At 60.1% G+C, this 20,619-nt stretch carries 15 protein-coding genes and 1 pseudogene; 8 read left to right on the top strand and 8 right to left on the bottom strand.

The annotated features are described in order from the left end of the window. Window positions 1-5: 5 nt before the first annotated feature. Window positions 6-1,373 carry a DNA repair protein RadA gene (radA, locus tag BLR69_RS17375; RefSeq protein WP_058427705.1) on the top strand — a complete coding sequence of 456 codons (1,368 nt, stop codon included), beginning with the start codon at window positions 6-8 and terminating at the stop codon, window positions 1,371-1,373. A 7-nt stretch (window positions 1,374-1,380) separates the two neighbouring features. Then, window positions 1,381-2,115 carry a hypothetical protein gene (locus BLR69_RS17370; RefSeq protein ID WP_371858628.1) on the top strand — a complete coding sequence of 245 codons (735 nt, stop codon included), beginning with the start codon at window positions 1,381-1,383 and terminating at the stop codon, window positions 2,113-2,115. Window positions 2,116-2,119: 4 nt separating this feature from the next. Here the strand turns inward: BLR69_RS17370 and BLR69_RS17365 are convergent, their stop codons facing one another. Further along, complete coding sequence (locus BLR69_RS17365; protein ID WP_071493617.1) at window positions 2,120-2,488, bottom strand: PilZ domain-containing protein; 369 nt, start codon at window positions 2,486-2,488, stop codon at window positions 2,120-2,122. Between the two features lie 174 nt (window positions 2,489-2,662). Between BLR69_RS17365 and BLR69_RS17360 the strand changes: the two genes are divergently transcribed. The 3 genes from BLR69_RS17360 (at window position 2,663) to yjiA (ending at window position 6,037) form a co-directional block, all read left to right on the top strand. Continuing rightward, the gene (locus BLR69_RS17360) at window positions 2,663-4,729 is read left to right on the top strand and encodes a carbon starvation CstA family protein (RefSeq protein WP_071493616.1); all 2,067 of its coding nucleotides are present in this window, start codon (window positions 2,663-2,665) and stop codon (window positions 4,727-4,729) included. Between the two features lie 15 nt (window positions 4,730-4,744). Continuing rightward, window positions 4,745-4,942, top strand: coding sequence for a YbdD/YjiX family protein (locus BLR69_RS17355; RefSeq protein ID WP_003194308.1), 198 nt, complete (start codon window positions 4,745-4,747; stop codon window positions 4,940-4,942). 135 nt (window positions 4,943-5,077) lie between these two features. Continuing rightward, complete coding sequence (yjiA, locus tag BLR69_RS17350; RefSeq protein WP_071493615.1) at window positions 5,078-6,037, top strand: GTPase; 960 nt, start codon at window positions 5,078-5,080, stop codon at window positions 6,035-6,037. A gap of 126 nt (window positions 6,038-6,163) precedes the next feature. Here the strand turns inward: yjiA and glyA are convergent, their stop codons facing one another. Both glyA and BLR69_RS17340 read right to left on the bottom strand, forming a co-directional pair. After that, window positions 6,164-7,417 carry a serine hydroxymethyltransferase gene (gene glyA / locus BLR69_RS17345; RefSeq protein ID WP_058427701.1) on the bottom strand — a complete coding sequence of 418 codons (1,254 nt, stop codon included), beginning with the start codon at window positions 7,415-7,417 and terminating at the stop codon, window positions 6,164-6,166. A 230-nt stretch (window positions 7,418-7,647) separates the two neighbouring features. Then, window positions 7,648-11,499: a sensor domain-containing protein gene (locus tag BLR69_RS17340; RefSeq protein WP_071493614.1), complete on the bottom strand. Its 3,852-nt coding sequence runs from the start codon at window positions 11,497-11,499 to the stop codon at window positions 7,648-7,650. Window positions 11,500-11,786: 287 nt separating this feature from the next. On the opposite strand from BLR69_RS17340, the gene ettA reads away from it, so the two are divergent. Both ettA and gdhA read left to right on the top strand, forming a co-directional pair. Further along, entirely contained in the window at window positions 11,787-13,451 is a 1,665-nt protein-coding gene (ettA, locus tag BLR69_RS17335) for an energy-dependent translational throttle protein EttA (RefSeq protein ID WP_071493613.1), read from the top strand. Window positions 13,452-13,800: 349 nt separating this feature from the next. After that, complete coding sequence (gdhA, locus tag BLR69_RS17330) at window positions 13,801-15,138, top strand: NADP-specific glutamate dehydrogenase (protein ID WP_071493612.1); 1,338 nt, start codon at window positions 13,801-13,803, stop codon at window positions 15,136-15,138. Here the strand turns inward: gdhA and BLR69_RS17325 are convergent. Both BLR69_RS17325 and BLR69_RS17320 read right to left on the bottom strand, forming a co-directional pair. Beyond that, window positions 15,135-15,623: a GreA/GreB family elongation factor gene (locus tag BLR69_RS17325; RefSeq protein WP_071493611.1), complete on the bottom strand. Its 489-nt coding sequence runs from the start codon at window positions 15,621-15,623 to the stop codon at window positions 15,135-15,137. The two genes, gdhA and BLR69_RS17325, sit on opposite strands and share 4 nt — an antisense overlap. Window positions 15,624-15,719: 96 nt before the next feature. Next, window positions 15,720-16,076, bottom strand: coding sequence for a hypothetical protein (locus BLR69_RS17320; protein WP_071493610.1), 357 nt, complete (start codon window positions 16,074-16,076; stop codon window positions 15,720-15,722). Window positions 16,077-16,503: 427 nt separating this feature from the next. On the opposite strand from BLR69_RS17320, the gene BLR69_RS17315 reads away from it, so the two are divergent. Next, window positions 16,504-16,794, top strand: a complete 291-nt coding sequence (locus BLR69_RS17315) for a DUF3077 domain-containing protein (protein WP_071493609.1) — start codon at window positions 16,504-16,506, stop codon at window positions 16,792-16,794. Window positions 16,795-16,981: 187 nt separating this feature from the next. On the opposite strand, the pseudogene BLR69_RS17310 reads toward BLR69_RS17315, so the two are convergent. The 3 genes and pseudogenes from BLR69_RS17310 to BLR69_RS17300 form a co-directional block, all read right to left on the bottom strand. Further along, window positions 16,982-18,068 (bottom strand): annotated as a pseudogene (locus BLR69_RS17310) (type I restriction endonuclease). Window positions 18,069-18,284: 216 nt separating this feature from the next. Further along, window positions 18,285-18,584, bottom strand: coding sequence for a chorismate mutase (locus BLR69_RS17305; RefSeq protein ID WP_071493608.1), 300 nt, complete (start codon window positions 18,582-18,584; stop codon window positions 18,285-18,287). 158 nt (window positions 18,585-18,742) lie between these two features. After that, on the bottom strand, window positions 18,743-20,596 hold the full coding sequence (locus tag BLR69_RS17300) for an Lnb N-terminal periplasmic domain-containing protein (RefSeq protein ID WP_071493607.1): 1,854 nt from the start codon (window positions 20,594-20,596) through the stop codon (window positions 18,743-18,745). Window positions 20,597-20,619 lie beyond the last annotated feature (23 nt).

Genomic DNA, 20,619 nt, shown 5'->3' with positions numbered 1-20,619 from the left:
CTCAAATGGCAAAGGCCAAGCGCATGTACGGCTGCACGGAGTGCGGCGCGACCTTTCCCAAGTGGGCCGGCCAGTGCACCGAGTGCGGTGCGTGGAACACCCTGACTGAAACCATGATCGAGAGCGGCGGCGCGGCGGCCCCCACCGGCCGTGCCGGCTGGACCGGGCAGCAGGCGCAGATCAAGACCCTGGCTGAAGTCAGCGTCGAAGAAATCCCGCGATTTTCCACGGCATCCGGCGAGTTGGACCGCGTGCTGGGCGGCGGCCTGGTGGACGGCTCGGTGGTGCTGATCGGCGGTGACCCGGGCATCGGCAAGTCGACGATTTTGCTGCAAACCCTGTGCAGCATCGCCAGCCGCATGCCGGCGCTGTACGTCACCGGCGAAGAATCCCAGCAGCAAGTGGCCATGCGCGCCCGCCGCCTGGGGTTGCCCCAGGACCAATTGCGGGTCATGACCGAAACCTGCATCGAAAGCATCATCGCCACGGCCCGTATCGAAAAGCCCAAGGTCATGGTGATCGACTCGATCCAGACCATTTTCACCGAGCAACTGCAATCGGCGCCGGGCGGCGTGTCCCAGGTGCGCGAGAGCGCGGCGCTGCTGGTGCGGTATGCCAAGCAGAGTGGCACGGCGATCTTCCTGGTCGGCCACGTCACCAAGGAAGGCGCGCTGGCCGGGCCTCGGGTGCTGGAGCATATGGTCGACACGGTGCTGTATTTCGAAGGTGAATCGGATGGCCGCCTGCGTTTGCTGCGGGCGGTGAAGAACCGCTTCGGGGCGGTAAACGAATTGGGCGTGTTCGCCATGACCGACCGGGGACTGAAAGAGGTCTCCAACCCGTCGGCGATCTTTCTGACCCGTGCCCAGGAAGAAGTCCCGGGCAGCGTGGTGATGGCAACGTGGGAAGGCACCCGCCCGATGCTGGTGGAAGTGCAGGCACTGGTGGATGACAGCCACCTGGCCAACCCGCGCCGCGTGACCCTGGGCCTGGACCAGAACCGCCTGGCGATGCTATTGGCGGTCCTGCACCGCCACGGTGGCATTCCGACCCATGACCAGGACGTGTTCCTTAACGTGGTCGGCGGGGTCAAGGTGCTGGAAACCGCGTCCGACCTGGCGTTGATGGCGGCGGTCATGTCGAGCTTGCGCAATAAACCGCTGCCTCACGACCTGCTGGTGTTTGGCGAGGTCGGCCTGTCGGGCGAAGTGCGCCCGGTACCGAGTGGTCAGGAACGGTTGAAGGAAGCGGCCAAGCACGGCTTTAAACGCGCAATCGTGCCCAAGGGCAATGCGCCGAAAGAGTCGCCGCCAGGCATAAAAATTATTGGGGTCACGCGCCTGGAGCAGGCGCTGGATGCACTGTTCGAATAAATCAGGGATGAATGCCATGCAACCATCGAAATGCTGGGGCGCAGTCGCCCTGTTTGTCGCCTTGGCCGGGCTGCCCGCTTTGGCGTGGGCCGAGTTGCCCGCCGGTTATCGTCTGGCGCAAAAGCTGGCAACGGATGACGGCAGCGTTCTACAGGTGCTCGAAGACCAACGCATCAGCGCTCAATTGCACAAGGACAGTTGGGGCAATGGGTTGGATGAGGACTCGTTCGACGAGCCCGGCGACTTGGTGGAAAAACCGCTGCTGGAAGCCCAGGTGCGGTTAGTGTCGGCCTCCGGTGACGTGATCGCCCATGAAGACCTCGGTTACCCGTTGGCCGAGGTCAAGAAAGCCCCGCTCAAGGGCTTGCCGGAGACGGTGTATTTCCTGGTCATCGACCAAACCGCGCCGATGGGTAGCTACAGCGGCCCGGCCACGCAGGTGTTAATGCCCGCCAAACAACAACTCAAACCAATGGACTACAAAGGCACCGACGGCAAGATCAAGCCACTGACCCTGGCCCAGACCGGCAAGGCCGCCTGGCAGGCGTCGACGCCAACCGCGGGCGGGGCGGATGAATTGCTGCAAGTGTCGTCCTTCATGGACGGTGATGGGGACGAAGACTTCGCCACCCGTTACACCACCTACCGTTTTGCCGATGGCCTCTGGCAGGCTGCGTCGACTCAGAAAGCCGGCTTCTGGGAGTCGGAAAGCGACTTCCCGGCGCGTACGGCATTTCCCTGAGTCGTCACACTTCCAGCAAAGCGTCCAACTCCCGGTGCAGCTCATCCTCATCACCCAGGTTCAACTCGATCAGCCGCCGCAAGTGGCTGATCGAGTCCAGGTCGATGTGCTGGCACACAAAACCCAACTGACCATCATCTTCATGGGCCAGTCGCACCTGCATCTTTATATGCGCCTTGGGATCCAGGCGGATATCGACGTCGAACGGCAGTGCCTTGTTGCCCTTCCAGTCTTCCGGCCGTTGCACCAGCAGGCCCTTTAGCGACAAATCCACCAATTGCACCGGCCATTCGCGGCCGTTTTGCCGAATTTCGGTTTTAGCGTCAAAGGCGATGCGACGGAAACGACGGCGGTCAGACGGTTGCTCGGTCATGGTGAAACCCTCTGGAGATAGGAGGATTGTAGCCCTGCGCCATCATTGGCCCGATATTTCTGCTTTTTTTGCCCACAGAAGGCTCTAGACCAATGTAGGGGGGTGGTCTTTAAAGCCAACAGCGCTAAACTCGGAACGGCTGTCCTTTCTGTCCACCCTGGCTGGAATATAAAAATGAAAAATAATAATAGCCTGCTACGCCACCTACCCTGGCTGGTGCTGGCAATCGTAGGAGCGTGCGCCCTGGGCGTAGTGGCCTTGCGCCGCGGCGAGGCGATCAACGCCTTGTGGATTGTGGTCGCTGCTGTGGCCATCTACCTGGTTGCGTACCGCTACTACAGTCTGTTCATCGCTAATAATGTGATGCAGCTCGATCCACGGCGGGCCACCCCCGCAGTGCTCAACAACGATGGTCTGGACTATGTGCCGACCAACAAACACATCCTTTTTGGTCACCACTTTGCGGCGATTGCCGGTGCAGGCCCGCTGGTCGGCCCGGTACTGGCGGCGCAAATGGGCTACCTGCCCGGCACGCTCTGGCTGATTGCCGGCGTGGTACTGGCCGGTGCGGTGCAGGACTTCATGGTCCTGTTCCTGTCCACCCGTCGCAATGGCCGCTCCCTGGGGGACATGGTTCGCGAAGAGATGGGCCGCATCCCGGGGACCATCGCGCTGTTCGGCTGCTTCCTGATCATGATCATCATCCTTGCGGTGCTGGCGCTGATCGTGGTCAAGGCCCTGGCCGAGAGCCCATGGGGCATCTTCACGGTGATGGCGACCATCCCGATCGCGATGTTCATGGGCATCTACATGCGCTACATCCGCCCGGGCCGCATCGGTGAAATCTCGATCATCGGCGTGCTGTTGCTGCTGGGTTCGATCTGGCTGGGCGGGCAGATTGCCGCTGACCCGGTCTGGGCCAAGGCGTTCACCTTCACCGGTATCCAGATCACCTGGATGTTGATCGGTTACGGTTTTGTCGCGGCGGTACTGCCGGTGTGGCTGATCCTGGCACCGCGTGACTACCTCTCCACCTTCCTGAAAATCGGCACCATCATCGCCCTGGCGATCGGCATCCTGGTCACCATGCCCGAGCTGAAAATGCCGGCCCTGACCCAGTTCATCGACGGCACGGGCCCGGTGTGGAAGGGCGGCTTGTTCCCGTTCCTGTTCATTACCATCGCCTGTGGCGCGGTCTCGGGGTTCCACGCGCTGATCTCCTCTGGCACCACGCCCAAGCTGCTGGACAACGAAACCAACGCCCGCTACATCGGTTACGGCGGCATGCTGATGGAGTCGTTCGTGGCGATTATGGCGATGGTTGCCGCTTCGGTGATCGAGCCGGGCGTGTACTTCGCCATGAACAGCCCGGCTGCTGTGGTCGGTGGTGATGTGGTTGCCGTGGCGCAAACCGTCAGCAGCTGGGGTTTTGCGATCACGCCTGAGGCGCTGCAAGCCGTGGCCCATGACATCGGTGAGACCACCATCCTGGCGCGTGCCGGCGGTGCACCGACCTTGGCGGTGGGTATCGCACAGATCCTGCACAATGTACTGCCGGGTGAAAACACCATGGCGTTCTGGTACCACTTTGCGATCCTGTTTGAAGCGCTGTTCATCCTGACGGCGGTGGATGCGGGCACCCGTGCCGGTCGTTTCATGCTGCAAGACCTGCTGGGCTCTTTCGTGCCGGCGCTGAAACGCACCGAGTCGTGGACCGCCAACCTCATTGCAACGGCAGGCTGCGTGGCGATGTGGGGTTATCTGCTGTACCAGGGCGTGATCGACCCACTGGGCGGTATCAACACCTTGTGGCCGCTGTTCGGTATCTCCAACCAGATGCTGGCGGGTATCGCGCTGATGCTGGCCACCGTTGTGCTGATCAAAATGAAACGCCAGCGCTACATCTGGGTGACCATGCTGCCGGCCGTGTGGCTGCTGATCTGCACCACCACGGCGGGCTTCATCAAGCTGTTCGACGCGAACCCGGCGATCGGCTTCCTGTCCCTGGCCAAGAAGTACAGCGATGCATTGGCCAACGGCCAGATCCTGGCCCCGGCCAAGAGCATCGACCAGATGCAGCACGTGATCTACAACGCCTACACCAACGCAACGCTGACGGCGCTGTTCCTGTTCGTGGTGTTCAGCATCCTGTTCTATGCGCTCAAAGTCGGTGTCGCCGCCTGGGGCAACAAAGAACGTACGGATAAAGAAGCCCCGTTCCAGGCCGTACCGGACGCGTAATCGAGGGTTGCAACCATGTTCAATGACATCAGTCGCCTCGGTAAATACCTCGGTCAGGCCGCACGCCTGATGGTCGGCATGCCCGACTACGACACCTACGTCGAGCATATGCAAACCAAACACCCGGACAAGCCGGTGATGGACTACAAGGCGTTCTTCCGGGAACGCCAGGAAGCCCGTTACGGCGGCAAGGGTGGGCCCAAGTGCTGTTGAGTTAACGCAATATCCCTGTGGGAGGGGGCTTGCTCCCGATAGCGGTGTGTCAGTGACAGATAAGTGCCTGACACGCTGCTATCGGGGGCAAGCCCCCTCCCACATTTGTTTCAGTGTTCCTTCAAGGAGAATATTTTGTCCTCTCCCATTCCGGTTACCGTCCTCAGCGGCTTCCTCGGCGCCGGCAAGACCACCTTGCTACGCCACCTGCTCAAGGCCGAGCATGGCCTGAAAATCGCCGTGATCGAAAACGAATTCAGCGACGCCGGTATCGACACCCAGCTATTGGGCGCAGAGCCGGTGCAAGTCATGACCCTGTCTAACGGCTGCGTGTGCTGCACCATCCACACCGACCTGACCAAAGCCTTGTACCTGCTGCTCGAACGCCTGGACAGCGGCGAGATCGCCTTCGACCGCCTGGTGATCGAGTGCACCGGCCTGGCCGACCCGGCTCCGGTGGCCCAGACCTTTTTCATCGACGAGGAATTGCGTGAGCGCTACATCCTCGACGGCATCATCACCCTGGTGGACGCGGCCCACGCCGAGCACCACCTGACCCAGACCATCGCCCAGGCCCAGATCGGCTTTGCCGACCGCCTGCTGGTGAGCAAGCGCGACCTGGTGGATAACGCCACCTTCGAGGCACTCAGCGAACGCCTCACACGTATCAACCGCCGTGCGCCGATTCGTGTGGTCGAGCACGGCAAGATTGATTTGGCCGAACTGCTCGATGTGCGCGGCTTCAACCTCAACGCGGGCATGAGCCTGCGCCCGGTGCGCGCCGCACCGTCCATCGACCGTATCTCCAGCCTGGTGCTGCGCACCGACCAGCCGCTGGATATCGACCGACTCAGTGAGTTCATGAACGAACTGCTGGAAGACCACGGCAAGCAACTGCTGCGCTACAAGGGCGTGCTGAACATTGCCGGGGAAGACCGGCGCATGGTGTTCCAGGGCGTGCTGAAGCTCTACGGCTTCGATTGGGATACCGAATGGGCCGAAGGCGAGGCGCGGGAGAGTGTGATTGTGTTTATTGCCGATGAGTTGCCCGAAGACAAGATTCGCGAGGGTTTCCAGCGCGTCTATCGGGCATAAAAAAGCCCACCTGTAGGAGCGAGCTTGCTCGCGAAGAACGCATAGGCACCGCGTGCATCCAGGATGCACGCGTTATCGTTGACGTTTTTCGCGAGCAAGCTCGCTCCTACAGTGGGCTTCTTTTTATTACGCGCCGTACACCGGCAGCTTCTTGCAGATGGCCTTGACCTTCTCACGTACCGCGTCGATCACGGCTTCGTTGTTCAGGTCTGCCAGGATGTCGCAGATCCAGCCAGCCAGTTCCTTGCACTCTGCTTCCTTGAAACCACGAGTGGTCACAGCCGGGGTGCCGAAGCGCAGGCCGGAGGTGACGAACGGCGAACGTGGGTCGTTCGGCACGGAGTTCTTGTTCACGGTGATGAAGGCTTTGCCCAGTGCCGCGTCAGCATCTTTACCGGAAATGTCCTGCTTGATCAGCGACAGCAGGAACAGGTGGTTCTCGGTACCGCCAGACACTACGTCAAAGCCGCGCTCGATGAACACGCTGGCCATGGCCTGGGCGTTCTTGACCACTTGTTGCTGGTAGGTCTTGAACTCAGGCTGCAGTGCTTCCTTGAAGCAGATCGCTTTGGCGGCGATCACGTGCTCCAGCGGGCCACCCTGGGCGCCTGGGAATACAGCGGAGTTCAGCTTCTTCTCGATGTCGGCGTTGGCGCGAGCCAGGATCAGGCCGCCACGTGGACCGCGCAGGGTCTTGTGGGTGGTGGTGGTCACGACGTCAGCGAAAGGCACCGGGTTCGGGTAGACGCCAGCGGCGACCAGACCGGCCACGTGGGCCATGTCGACGAACAGGTACGCACCGACTTTGTCTGCGATGGCGCGGAAGCGTGGGAAGTCCAGGATCTGCGAGTAGGCAGAGAAACCGGCCACGATCATTTTTGGCTTGTGTTCAACCGCCAGGCGCTCGACTTCGTCGTAGTCGATCAGGCCGTTGGCATCGATACCGTATTGAACGGCGTTGTACAGCTTGCCGGAGGAGGAAACGCTGGCACCGTGGGTCAGGTGACCACCGTGGGCCAGGCTCATGCCCAGGATAGTGTCGCCGCCTTGCAGCAGGGCCAGGTACACGGCGCTGTTGGCTTGGGAACCGGCGTGTGGCTGGACGTTGGCGTAATCGGCGCCGAACAGTTCCTTGGCACGGTCGATGGCCAGCTGCTCAACCACGTCGACGTACTCGCAACCACCGTAGTAGCGCTTGCCTGGGTAGCCTTCGGCGTACTTGTTGGTCAGAACCGAACCTTGAGCCTCCATCACCGCAGGGCTGGTGTAGTTTTCCGAAGCGATCAGCTCAATGTGCTCTTCCTGGCGCACGGCTTCTTGCTCCATGGCGGCGAAGAGATCGGCGTCGTACTTGGCAATAGTCAAATCACGGCTGAACATGGCGGTCCTCAAGGATCGGGGGCAGAAAAGGAGGGCATTCTAACCCAATGGGTTTTAGATGGCATATGAAAGGACATCATGTCGCGGACAAGTGGGGCTCATCTGGGGATAGGCGGTGGCTGCGAGTGCCTGATCGGGGGCAAGCCCCCTCCCATAGTTGAATGTGTTCGCAGATCAGAGCGTGGGAGGGGGCTTGCCCCCGATGAGGCCAGTGGCCTCACCGCAGAATTTCAGTCGAACATGAACAGCGCATCATTGCTGAACTGCGCCTCGAACCGGTTCGCCGGCATCGGCCGCCCGAACAGATACCCCTGCACTTCATCACAGCCATGCTCACGCAGGAAATCCAGCTGCTCATGGGTTTCCACACCCTCGGCGATCACCGCCAGGTTCAGGCTGTGGGCCATGGCGATAATGGCGCGGGCAATCTGCGCGTCCTGTTCGCCGGAGGGCAGGCCATCCACGAAGGTACGGTCGATCTTCAATACGTCGATGGGGAATTGCTTGAGGTAGTTGAGCGACGAGTAACCGGTGCCGAAGTCGTCGACCGCAATGCTCAGGCCCAGGTTCTTCAGGCTGTCGAGGATCTGCATGGCCTCGTTGACCTCACGCATCAGGATACTTTCGGTCAACTCCAGCTCCAGGCACGCCGGCGGCAAGCCGGTGTCCTTGAGGATGGTGGCGATGCGCGTACCCAACTGGCCGTCGGAGAATTGCCGTGCCGAGATGTTCACCGAGACTTTCGGCACCCGCACCTTGTTCTGGTGCCAGGTCTTGAGCTGACGACAGGCCTCACTGATCACCCAGTCGCCCACATCCACCACCAGGCCCAACTCTTCCAGCACCGGGATGAAGTCCCCCGGCGGCACCAGGCCGCGGCGCGGGTGGCGCCAGCGCAGCAGGGCTTCGGCGCCGGTCAGGCGTTTGCCGTCGCCGCTGAACTGCGGCTGGTAATAGAGCACGAATTCGTTCTGCTCCAGCGCATGGCGCAGGTCGCTTTCCAGCTCCAGGCGTTCCAGGGCGCTGGCGTTCATGTCGGCCTGGTAGAACTGGAAGTTGTTCTTGCCGCGTTCCTTGGCGTGATACATCGCCGTGTCGGCGTTTTTCATCAACTGGCTCAGTTCGTTGCCGTCCTGCGGGCTCAGGGCGATACCGATACTGGCGGTCACAAAGAACTCACGGCCTTCCAGCACAAAGGGTTTCACCAGGCTGGCGAGGATCTGCTCGGCCACATGAATCGCACGGTTGAGTGCCATGTCACGGTTGACCCGTGGTTGCAGGAGCAAGGTGAACTCGTCGCCGCCCATGCGCGCCACGGTGTCGTCTTCGGCGACGCAGCCCAGCAGGCGCGTGGCCATTTCCTTGAGCATGCGGTCGCCGGCGGCGTGGCCCAGGGAGTCGTTGATCGGCTTGAAGCGGTCGAGGTCGAGGAACATCAGCACCACCCACGACTTCTGTCGTTCCGCCGACTGCAGCGCGGTGTGCAGGCGGTCCTGGAACAGCGTGCGGTTGGGCAGGTGGGTCAGGGCGTCGTAGTAGGCCAGGCGGTGGATGCGCTGTTCGCTGGCCTTGCGCTCGCTGATGTCACTGAAAAAGCATACATAGCTGGCCAGGTCACCTTCATCGTCGAACACGGCAGTAATGCCGACCCACGCCGGGTAATGCTCGCCATTGCGACGCTTGAGCCACACCTCGCCTTCCCAGGTGCTGTGCTGGTGCAACTGCTTGAGCACATAGCGCAGGTGGGCTTCCTGTTGTTCATCGACGGTGAGCATGTTCGGCAACTGGTCGAGCACATCGCTGACCGCATAGCCGCTGACCCGGCTGAACGCCTCGTTGGCCTGCACGATATAGCCGGCGGGGTCGGTGATCAGGATCGCTGAGGTTGAGTGTTCGAATACCGTGGCCGCCATGCGCAGGTCTTTCTCGGCGCGGCGTTGCTGGCTGATATCGCGGCCCACCCCGAGGATGCCCTCGAACGCGCCGTGCTCGTCCCACACCAGCACCAGGCGCAGTTCGATCGGCACCTTGCGACCGTCGGCACGCAGGCAGTCGAACAGGAACAGCTGGGTCTGGATCTCATCACGCAGCCTGTTCAGCGCCTCTGGGTCGCCCAGCGCGCGGCTGACCTGTTCCATCAGGCTGTAAATGCCGGTCAGTTGCTGCGGGTTGGCAATGATCGATTGCCAGCCGTTCTTGAACACCCAGTCCACGTCATAGCCGAGCACGGCGTTGACCGACGGGCTGACGTAGTTGAGGGCCAACTGGCTGTCGGTGGAGCAGATCACGTCGCTGATGCTTTCGGCCAGCATGCGGTAGCGCTGTTCGCTGTCGCGCAGGGATTCGCTGGCTTCGATCTGGTCGGTGATGTCCTTGGCCACGCCGATGATACGGGTGATTTGCGCAGTCTTGTCCCGCGCCAGGGCCTGTTCGCGAATATCGAAGCGCCGCCAGTCGTTATTGCGGTGACGGAAACGCAGTTGGCATTGCAGTTGGGTGGTGTAGCCGACCTGGCGCTGTTGCTGGCGCAAGTCGTGGTAATGCTCGGCGTCTTCGGGGTGCAGCAGGATTTCCCAGAAGTACTCGCCCATTTGCTGCAATTCGGCCTTGTTATAACCGAGGGTGTGGCCGAGGTGGTGGTTGCTGAAAATCATGCGCTGGCTGATCACATCCTGCACATACAGGTGGTCGGGCACGGTGCGCACCACGTCCGACCAGAAACTCTCGCGTTCCACCAGCGACAGTTCGATCAGCTTGCGGCTGGTGATATCGCTGATGCTGAGGATCACCGCCTTGAAATCGTCCTGCTGCTCAGGCAGGCGCATCACCAGCCACAGGTATTGCTCGTTGCCGGCCACGTCCTTGAGCTGGATTTCCAGCTCCAACTGGCTTTGTTGGGTCAGGACGGCTTCGAGAATGTGGTAACCGATGGACGTAGCGTTGCGTGGGCAGTCATCGATCAGGCGCTCCCAGGCCTGCTCGCAGGAACCCACGTTCAACAGGCTGACCGCCACCTGGTTGACCTCGGTGACGCGCAGTTCCTTGAGCAGTTGCTGGCGCTCGCCGGGGTTGTCCTGTAGCCAGGCGTGCAGTTGCTCGCGGGTCTCCAGCCGAGTCTTGTCGAAGAACGCATTCAGCCCTGACAGGTCCAGCACGCAGAGGGCCACGCCGGTGCCTTCGAAAATATCCTGGTAGCGCCGCCGCCCCTCATGCACCTGGCGCTGACGGCGGCGCATGTTCAGCAGTACGATCACCGGGATCAACGAAAACGCCAGGCCCAGCAGGCATTTGCCGATGAAGGCCGGCAGCAGTTGCTCCAGCACGGCGCTGCGGTCGAACAGCCCGCGTAATTGCCAGTCGCTTTTGCTCAGGGGGGTAACCAGTACGCTTTTGTTCAATTCGTCCGGGGTCAGCGCCGAGGCCCACTGCGCCGGCATGCCGCTGTCACGGCTGACCACGCGATGGTTGAGGCGGTTTTCGATGGCCCACATCGGGCGCTGGCCCTGGCCGTCCTGGCGGGTGAGATTGGTCAGGTAGTTGGGCGCCAGGCGCAGCGCCCAGTACATCCGTGAGCCGCCACTGGGCTGGTGCAACAAGAGATAGATGAGGGTGCCGTCGTTGCTGTTGCTCAGGTAATAGGCCTGGCCATGGCTGCGTTGCACCAGCTCTTCGAGCCAGGCGCTGTCCTGGCTGTCAGTGGCGCTGTCACTGATCATTGCGCCGCTGGGGGCGAGCAGGGCGATGCTGCGCAGTTCCGGCAACGAACGTTGCAAGGTCCGCATCAAGGCCTGTTGCTGTTCGCTGTCACGCGGCGGCTCGACCATCGGCAGCAGGTTCAGGGCGATCTTTGCGCTGAGGGCCATGTTCAGGCTGATCTGTTCGGCCAGGTCGGCGCTGTAGTCGATGGTGTATTGCTGCTGGTTCTTCTGGTTTTGCTGCAGTTGGTCCAGCAGTTGCCAGAACAATAATGCGAGCAGCATGAGGACGAGCGTCGCCAATGCGCCTTTGAGGGTGCCGTGCAGGGGCGCTCCCGGCGCTATATGAGCGGCGCGCAGGGGAGTTGGCGGCGTGACTTTGGACAAGCTGTGATCCTGCGGTTTGGCTGGACTGGCGCGCGACGTGCACTATAAGCCGGACGCCCGGAGGGCGGCTAGCATGCCTTGACTTGTGGCAAAGTGCCAGCCCTTGCCTGGCTGGACTGACCAAGCGCATTCAGGTAGCTTTGCCGGTTACGCGGGGGCGTTCCAGCCCCAGATATTCAGGCTTTATACCGCACGCAGGCATTGATGAGAGTCAACGGCCCGCGCCGCGCATGGCCTGGCACGGGCTTCGTCCGCTTAATTCATCAGTCACTGACGCTAGGTTCTCCATGGCTCAATACGTCTTCACCATGCATCGGCTGGGCAAAGTTGTCCCCCCGAAGCGGGAAATCCTGAAAAACATTTCGCTGTCCTTTTTCCCAGGCGCCAAGATCGGCGTACTCGGCCTCAACGGTTCGGGTAAATCCACGCTGCTGAAAATCATGGCCGGCGTCGACACCGAGTTCGAAGGCGAAGCCCGCCCGATGCCAGATCTGAACATCGGCTACCTGCCGCAAGAGCCGATCCTGGACCCGACCAAGACCGTGCGTGAAGTGGTCGAAGAGGCTGTCAGCGTGATCAAGAACGCCCAGGCGCGCCTGGACGAGGTCTACGCTGCCTACGCCGAACCGGACGCCGACTTCGACAAACTGGCCGCCGAGCAGGCCAAGCTCGAAGCCATCCTGCAGGCCGGCGACGGCCACAACCTGGAGCGCCAGCTGGAAGTCGCCGCCGACGCGCTGCGCCTGCCAGCGTGGGACGCCAAGGTCGAACACCTGTCCGGTGGTGAGAAGCGCCGCGTGGCCCTGTGCCGCCTGCTGCTGTCGGCCCCCGACATGCTGCTGCTCGACGAACCGACCAACCACCTGGACGCCGATTCCGTCGCCTGGCTGGAACACTTCCTTCACGATTTCCCGGGCACCGTGGTTGCGATCACGCACGACCGATACTTCCTGGACAACGTCGCCGGCTGGATCCTCGAGCTCGACCGTGGCGCCGGTATCCCTTACGAGGGCAACTACTCCGGTTGGCTGGAAGCCAAGTCCGACCGTCTGGCTGCCGAATCCAAGCAGCAATCGGCCCACGAAAAGGCCATGAAGGAAGAACTGGAGTGGGTGCGCAAAGGCGCCAAGGCCCGCCAGTCCAAGTCCAAGGCCCGTCTGCAACGCTTTGAAGAAATGCAATCGCAGGAATTCCAGAAGCGTTCGGAAACCAACGAAATCTACATCCCGGCCGGTCCGCGCCTGGGTGACAAGGTCATCGAGTTCAAGAACGTTTCCAAAGGCTATGGCGACCGCGTGCTGATCGACAACCTGTCGTTCTCCATGCCAAAAGGCGCGATCGTCGGCGTAATCGGTGGTAACGGTGCGGGTAAATCCACGCTGTTCCGCATGCTGATGGGCAAGGAAACCCCGGATTCGGGCACCATCGAAGTCGGCGAAACCGTGCAGCTGGCCTGTGTGGACCAGAGCCGTGAAGACCTCGACGGCAGCAAGACTGTGTTCCAGCAGATTTCCGACGGCTCCGACCAGATCCGCATCGGCAACTATGAAATCCCGTCGCGTACCTATGTCGGTCGCTTCAACTTCAAGGGCGGCGACCAGCAGAAGTTCGTCAAGGACCTGTCCGGTGGTGAGCGCGGTCGCTTGCACCTGGCCCTGACCCTGAAAGAGGGCGGCAACGTCCTGCTGCTCGACGAACCGTCCAACGACCTCGACGTTGAAACCCTGCGTTCCCTGGAAGAAGCCCTGCTGGACTTCCCGGGCGCCGCCATTGTGATCTCTCACGATCGGTGGTTCCTTGACCGCGTCGCGACCCACATCCTGGCGTACGAAGACGACTCGCAAGCGGTGTTCTTCGAAGGTAACTACACCGAGTACGAAGCGGACCGTAAGAAGCGCCTGGGCGAAGCAGCTGCCCAACCGCACCGTGTACGGCACAAAAAACTGGCCTGATTCGGGCGGGTGTTATGAAAAAGCGGAGCCTACGGGCTCCGTTTTTTTTTGCGTTTTTTCTGGAAGACCGAGGTGGATTCATCGCGAGCAAGCCCGCTCCCACATTTGGCCGCATTCCAAAGCTGGAACACGATCAAATGTGGGAGCGGGCTTGCTCGCGAAGGCGGTTTGACTGTTGGTGCATGCTCCAGATCGACATCCCTTTTTTGGTGCAAATATGCCGGTTTATTTATATCCAATGCACCATTTAAATTCACAAAGGCGACATTTTGCCCTGTCGCGGTGCGACATGAATTGTTAAAGTCCGGCCCAATCTCATTTAAAAACAATCAATTTTCCGAGACTTTTCATGATCGAATCCGTCGAATCCTTCCTTGCCCGTCTCAAGAAACGCGACCCTGACCAGCCGGAATTCCACCAGGCTGTAGAAGAAGTCCTACGCAGCCTGTGGCCGTTTCTCGAAGCCAATCCCCACTACCTGACCTCGGGCATCCTGGAGCGCATCTGCGAGCCGGAACGCGCGATTACCTTCCGGGTGTCGTGGGTGGATGATCATGGCAAGGTCCAGGTCAATCGCGGTTTCCGTATCCAGATGAACAGCGCCATCGGCCCTTACAAAGGCGGCTTGCGCTTCCACCCGTCGGTCAACCTGGGCGTGCTGAAATTCCTCGCCTTCGAGCAGACCTTCAAGAATTCCCTGACGTCGCTGCCCATGGGCGGCGGCAAAGGCGGCTCGGACTTTGATCCAAAAGGTAAGAGCGACGCCGAAGTCATGCGCTTCTGCCAGGCCTTCATGAGCGAGTTGTATCGCCATATCGGCGCGGATGTGGACGTGCCGGCCGGTGACATCGGCGTGGGCGCCCGTGAGATCGGCTTCCTGTTCGGCCAGTACAAGCGCCTGAGCAACCAATTCACTTCCGTGCTCACCGGCAAGGGCATGACCTACGGCGGCAGCCTGATCCGCCCGGAAGCCACCGGTTTCGGCTGCGTGTACTTCGCCGAAGAAATGCTCAAGCGCAACAACCAGCGGGTGGAAGGCAAGCGCGTCGCGGTGTCCGGTTCCGGCAACGTGGCGCAATACGCGGCGCGCAAGGTGATGGACCTGGGCGGCAAGGTGATTTCCCTGTCCGATTCCGAAGGCACGCTGTACGCCGAGAGCGGTTTGACTGAGGAACAATGGTCGGCCCTGCTGGAGCTGAAAAACGTGCAGCGCGGGCGCATCAGCGAACTGGCTTCGCGTTATGGCCTGGAATTCCGCGCCGGTAAAACCCCTTGGGAACTGGCCTGCGATATCGCACTGCCCTGTGCGACCCAGAACGAACTCGACGCTGAGGACGCCCGTACCCTGCTGCGCAACGGCTGCCTCTGCGTGGCCGAAGGCGCCAATATGCCGACCACCTTGGAGGCTGTGGATATCTTTATCGAGGCCGGCATCCTGTTCGCCCCGGGCAAGGCGTCCAATGCCGGTGGCGTGGCCGTGAGTGGCCTGGAAATGTCGCAGAACGCCATGCGCCTGCTGTGGACCGCCGGTGAAGTGGACAGCAAGCTGCACAACATCATGCAGTCGATCCACCATGCCTGTGTGCACTACGGTGAAGAAAACGGCCGCATCAACTACGTCAAAGGCGCTAACATCGCAGGCTTCGTCAAAGTCGCCGACGCGATGCTGGCCCAAGGCATCGTCTAGGCCTCAGGCTCGATTCGCAGCACTTCGATCAACTGATCGCCGACGGGGCGTTGCCACAACACCTCGTCGCCGACCTGGGCGCCCAGCAAGGCGCGGCCCAGGGGCGAACCCCAGTTGATCAAGCCTGCGCCGGCATCGGCCTGGTCTTCACCGACCAACTGAATGCGCTGCTGTTCGTCCTGCTCATTGGCGAAGGTTACCCAGCTGCCGATCTGCACTTTGTCGGTGGAGGTCGCGGGCGCCACCACTTGGGCGCTTTGCACTCGCTGATTGAAGTAACGCAAGTCCCGCTCAAGATCCGCCTGGCGCTGTTTATCGCCGTTGGCGGATTCCAGGCTGTATGCGTGCTGCAACTGCGCAACCTTGGCCTGCAACTGCGCAAGCCCTTGCGCGGTGAGGCGGTTGGGTTGCTCGCTGACCTGGCGCTCCACCGGCTGATCGGCCTGGGCGGCGGCGTTGTCCTCGTTTACAAAAGCTCGGCTCATGACGTTCTCCCTCAATGGAGCTTGGGCCATGATCGCCGCGCAATCGTTCCCATGCTCTGCGTAGGAATGCTGCCCTGGACGCTCTGCGTCCGCTACCTACTGCGAACGATAGGCCCTGGCGGCGTCGCGGTCCTTTTCGTGTTGCCAGGCGCGTTCGCGGTCGTCCCAGTGATTGTCCTTGTAGTCGCGCAGGTCTTCGTTCTCGCGCATGGCCTTGCACTGGCGGAAACCATCCTCCCAGCCCTCGGCGTATTCGCGGACCTTGAGATAACGCGGCACGTTCTTGCGAAACTCCCCGCTGATCACCCCGGCCGCCTGGCGACCGCTGCTGCAACCGTCATCAAAACCATCGGCAAACGCCGGTGGGTAACCCTTGGCCAACAACTCCTGATGGGTCGACTGGCAACCCGCCAACAACACCATTGCACACAGCATTACCGCAGACCGCCACATGGCGTACTCCCTGGCCGTTTCACGGCTGATAGGGGAAGTCTAGTCAGGGGTTTGTTGGGGCGGTGTGAAAGGATGGTGAGAAAGGTGTTGGGCTAAAGGGCCATCAATGACGATTCCCTTTAAATTGCAGGACGTTTCCTAGAGAATCTCTGGCCTATTGTGACGTACCGTTTGGATCATTAGCCTCTTTGGGTCGCTGCATATCAGCGGCCGGGTTGAGCGATCCGAGCCTCAAGAGTGGCACCGCTCCCAATAGCATTAGCTGGTATCTGTCAGCTTTTAGCGTTTTATGGCGGCTGTGTGCGGGAGACCTTTGAGTCTACCCGGGGTGCTCTCAGACCCGGATCGCTAACCTGCACACAGCTGCCACCCTCTTCATGTTTAGCGATGTGATCTGGTGGCTCGACTTCATAAGAGAGCAATCATCATGAGCAAAGTCGTCCCTGATCCACCCTTGTCCGCAATCACCACACTCGGTGTCGTCACTTTCGGCGACTACGGCGAAAACGAAAAACCGCTGTTTCGTGTCAATTCCGGCATGCCGATTGAGGAAGCTTTGGAACACGCCTCCACTTTGCTTTTTTATTCCAAGAAACTCGCCATGGAAGCCGCGATGGATGTACGTGGCGAGCAATACGCCTGGGCCGCGCACTATCTGTGTGAGATGGACAAAGCCGTAGTGGATGACCTGACCCAGGCGATGACATCTGCAACTTAAGAGGTGAATTTGCTTTTGTGGTGAGCGGGCTTGCCCCGCGTTGGGCTGCGGAGCAGCCCCAAAACAATAAATTGAGGAGTGCCAGACACACTGCGCTGCTCTTTATTGGGGCTGCTGCGCAGCCCAACGCGGGGCAAGCCCGCTCACCACAGGGTTATCGACGGCTGAAAATATTCCGGTGCGGCTTTCAGTCGTAATAACCCACGGTTTTTTTCAGTTGATCCGCGTATTCGTAAATCTCATCAATGGATGAAATGGCGTGCCGGGTTTCATTTTTTTCCTCGTCGAATATCCCGAGGTATTTTTGGCTGCGATTGAAGTGAAGACGGCAGATAGGCTTGCGATTGTTGTCGTCCAGTAAAATCCCAAAATAGCTTTGGGTATCGCGTTGAACGATTCGTTTGGCATCTACAACGGAGCGTACGACAGCGCGGACGATGTGATAGCCCTCCAGTTCTTCAAGCGTCGTCAGGATCTTGTCTTCCGATTCGTCTCGTTCCTGAAGATCCGTATTTGCGCTGTTCGTGACGGTCAATGAAGCTATCGTCGGTTGAATTACCCCGCTCATGGCCGACTTGAGTCGATCATTGATCTGGTCATTCAGAAACTGAGCCAAGGCTTTACGTGTCAGTTCGAAAAACTGCTCACGGACTCTCTGAGTGATGACTCCCTCGTAAACGCGGGAGGCAAAGAATTTAACGAAGTCGTCTTCCGGTTTACTGACTTGAGCGCCAATCAGCTTCTTGAGCTGGCTGACATATTTCAGCTCTCCCGCAGCGTTAATGATTGAATCGACGTCGAAGGCTGACTTTGTCAGCTTTATCAACTCCGGTACGGAATACTCATCAATGTCCAGCAGGTCCAGCTCTAGAAATGGCTTTTCGTCCATCTTGTTAGGTGCGTCCAGATCAGTAAAAAACCGATAGACCTGGCCGTTGGTGAGAATTGAGATTCTTGCGCTGGTGACATGAAAATACCGAAATAGCTGCGAGGCATGATTGATGTTCAGTGACTCGCCGATTTTTTTTGCATTCAATGAGTATCTGAACTTCGCCGTCTTTCATGATGGCGTAGTCGATTTTTTCACCTTTCTTCGTCCCGACATCGCAGACAAACTCAGGCGTCACTTCTTGCGGATCAAACACGTCATAACCCAGCACCGTGTTGATAAACGGCATTACAAAAGCATTCTTGGTCGCTTCTTCTGTTTGAATGGCCGGGCCTTGCAACCGAACCTTGGCGGCCAGACTGGTGAGCTTTTCGAAAAATTCCATAGTAAGCCTCTTACCTATTCAGATCCGTGTATAGACGTGGTGGCAATTTGATTGCCACCCGAGACTAGACACAAATCCCCATAAAGCGAGGCTTCGTCGGAGCAAGTTTTCGATGACTCAAAAAAGCTAAAAAAACCGCAAGATTTCCTTCTTAGTAATCAGGGGCTTGAGGATGGCTTGTGAGTTTGCTGTGTAGGCGAATAATTTGGGTAATTCTTAGCGAGTTTCCGTGAGCGCAGCATGCTCCGCCAATTCCTGCTGGATAAACGCCGCAATCATCGCGCGATACACCTGTTCCGTGACCTCGGGATTGGCACCCACTGCCTGGGATATCCCCCGCACCTTGGCGATGACTTGCTCAACCCGTTGTGGTGCCTTGACGCTGTCCGCGTCTTTCTTGAAGCGCGCAGCCTGGGAGACGTAGGCGCCACGCTCGGCCAGCAGGGTGACGATCTGCTGGTCGAGGCGGTCGATGTGGGTGCGGACTTCTTCGAGGCTGGTGCAGTTAACGGCCATGTTGGTGGGGCTCCTTTTAGAGGGAACTGAATAGACGCGGACCCAATGTGGGAGGAGGCTTGCCTTCGATGACGGCGTGTCAGTCGATGGATAGGTGACTGATGCACTGCTATCGGGGGCAAGCCCCCTCCAACATGTTGATCCCGGCCAGGCTTTAGTCAGTAGTGATACCACTTCACTTCAAGCATCACTTCATTCACTGGCGTCGACAGGTGGCTGTACTCGCGTTGGGCGCTCAAACGCAGGCCCAGGTTGCGCGACAGTTCCCATTGCTGGTTCAGGCTGATACTGCGGCGCACCTCGCCGTTGGTGAAGAAGTCGCCCTTGGCTTCCAGGCTCAGGTTGCCCAGTGGGTTCTTCCACAGCACGCCGGTGTTGAAACCGGCCGCCGGGGAGATGGCTTCGCTGAAGTCGTTGTTGTGCTCCACGCGCACGGTGCCGAGGGCGAAGCCGAGCATGTCGTCGCGCAACTGCCAGGTACCGCCGGCGCCGCCGTTGACGTGGGCGACCAGGGTTTCGTCGTCGTGTTTGCCGGGCACGCGTTCAAGGCCGCCGGTGACTTGCCATGACCACGGCTGCAACAGGGCGTTGCGTGGGGTCAGGGAGCGGATGGTGGCCAGGTCCAGTTGCTGCAGCTGCCAGTGGTTGCCTTCGTACTGGCGCAGTTTCATTTGCAGGATTTCGATCTGTGCGCCGAGGGGGAAACCTTCGGCGTTGTCGTTGAGGTCGTGGTAGGCCATGCGCAGGCCATATTCGCCGAAGGCCCTGTCGCCGCGGGTGCCGATGCCGACTTGCCAGGTGCGGGATTCGTGGCCGTTTTCCGGCAGGCCGGGCGGGGTGATCTTGAGGTCAGGCGCCGGGTTCTGGTTGATTGCGCGCAGCAGTTCGAAGCTGCGTTGGGAGCGGGCGGTGTCGCGCTCCAGGCCATTGGCACGGTAGCGGCCGAGGCGGTAGGCGGCGTCGATGATCAGGGCCTGGCGGTCTTTCGCGATGGCCTTGAACGCAGGCTCCTGCAGCTGCTTCTGGTCATCGCTGACCTTCAACACCCATTGCTGTTCGTCGCTGTCCAGCGGCTTGGCGCGCTCCAACAGCTCGCGTTCGCGGGACGGGCGGTAGTCGATCCTTTCCACCAGGCCCGCATCCTTGACGGCCTTGACCGTGTCGGTGGGGATGGCGGTCAGTGGAAACTGTTCGGTCAGGCGCAGGCCGGGGCGGGCCACTTGCAGCAGTTCGAGCAGGCGATAGGAGCAGTTTTCGTCGAAGAAGAAGTAGTCGAACTGGATCTGCTTGAGCTCCCACACGTGCTCGACCATGCGCTCGGTCTCGACCTGGGTGAGGTTCAGGCGGTATTCCCACAGGTCGCGGTTCTCAAGGCTACGGTATTCGGAGAGTTTTTCCTGGTAAGGCACCAGGGCGAACAGGCCGGGGTAACCGCCCATCAAGCCCTTCCAGGCGTAGAGAATGCTGTTGTCGGAGCCTTCGATATAGGCGCCGAAGTTGATCGCATAGCTGAGCAGGGCGGTGTTGTTGCTTTGCACGTCGGCCTGGTCGATGCGCAGCAGGGTGTGGCCGAACATGGACGAGGGGCTGTTGAGGTAGGCCGCCGGGAAGATCATGACCGCGCTGTGCGGGGCAACGTCCTTGAACCATTGCTTGAATTCTGTGCAGTCCACGGCAGGCAGGTCAGTGAGGTGCAACTGATCCTTGAGCCAGCGGGTCCGCGCGGGGTAAACGCATTGGGCGTGCTTTTGACCCAGGCTGGCCGGCGCGTAGAGCGCGTCAACGGTGGCCTTGAGCTCGGCGTCCGGGTGGTGGGCGCCATCGGGTGCGAGGAAGAATTTCTTGTCGCTGACATAGCTGCGCCAGCCACTGATTTTACCGGCTTCGTAATGGCCGAGGGACAGCCAGAACGGATCGTTGGCCAATTGCTGCAAACGTTGATCATCAAGATGCGGGGCCGCGTACAGCGGGGCGCAGGCAAAGAGTGCCATCCAGGCAAAGCGTTTGAGCATAGGGGCAACTTAAGTCGGAAATA

The organism is Pseudomonas azotoformans (assembly GCF_900103345.1).
Lineage (GTDB): Bacteria > Pseudomonadota > Gammaproteobacteria > Pseudomonadales > Pseudomonadaceae > Aquipseudomonas > Aquipseudomonas azotoformans.
This window is presented reverse-complemented; position numbering and strand designations above follow the sequence as displayed.

Excerpts from the sequence above, each read along its gene's own strand:
- radA (WP_058427705.1), top strand. The coding sequence starts at position 6 with ATGGCAAAGGCCAAGCGCATGTACGGCTGCACGGAGTGCGGCGCGACC.
- BLR69_RS17370 (WP_371858628.1), top strand. The coding sequence starts at position 1,381 with ATGAATGCCATGCAACCATCGAAATGCTGGGGCGCAGTCGCCCTGTTT.
- BLR69_RS17365 (WP_071493617.1), bottom strand. The coding sequence starts at position 2,488 with ATGACCGAGCAACCGTCTGACCGCCGTCGTTTCCGTCGCATCGCCTTT.
- BLR69_RS17360 (WP_071493616.1), top strand. The coding sequence starts at position 2,663 with ATGAAAAATAATAATAGCCTGCTACGCCACCTACCCTGGCTGGTGCTG.
- BLR69_RS17355 (WP_003194308.1), top strand. The coding sequence starts at position 4,745 with ATGTTCAATGACATCAGTCGCCTCGGTAAATACCTCGGTCAGGCCGCA.
- glyA (WP_058427701.1), bottom strand. The coding sequence starts at position 7,417 with ATGTTCAGCCGTGATTTGACTATTGCCAAGTACGACGCCGATCTCTTC.
- ettA (WP_071493613.1), top strand. The coding sequence starts at position 11,787 with ATGGCTCAATACGTCTTCACCATGCATCGGCTGGGCAAAGTTGTCCCC.
- gdhA (WP_071493612.1), top strand. The coding sequence starts at position 13,801 with ATGATCGAATCCGTCGAATCCTTCCTTGCCCGTCTCAAGAAACGCGAC.
- BLR69_RS17325 (WP_071493611.1), bottom strand. The coding sequence starts at position 15,623 with ATGAGCCGAGCTTTTGTAAACGAGGACAACGCCGCCGCCCAGGCCGAT.
- BLR69_RS17320 (WP_071493610.1), bottom strand. The coding sequence starts at position 16,076 with ATGTGGCGGTCTGCGGTAATGCTGTGTGCAATGGTGTTGTTGGCGGGT.
- BLR69_RS17315 (WP_071493609.1), top strand. The coding sequence starts at position 16,504 with ATGAGCAAAGTCGTCCCTGATCCACCCTTGTCCGCAATCACCACACTC.
- BLR69_RS17305 (WP_071493608.1), bottom strand. The coding sequence starts at position 18,584 with ATGGCCGTTAACTGCACCAGCCTCGAAGAAGTCCGCACCCACATCGAC.
- BLR69_RS17300 (WP_071493607.1), bottom strand. The coding sequence starts at position 20,596 with ATGCTCAAACGCTTTGCCTGGATGGCACTCTTTGCCTGCGCCCCGCTG.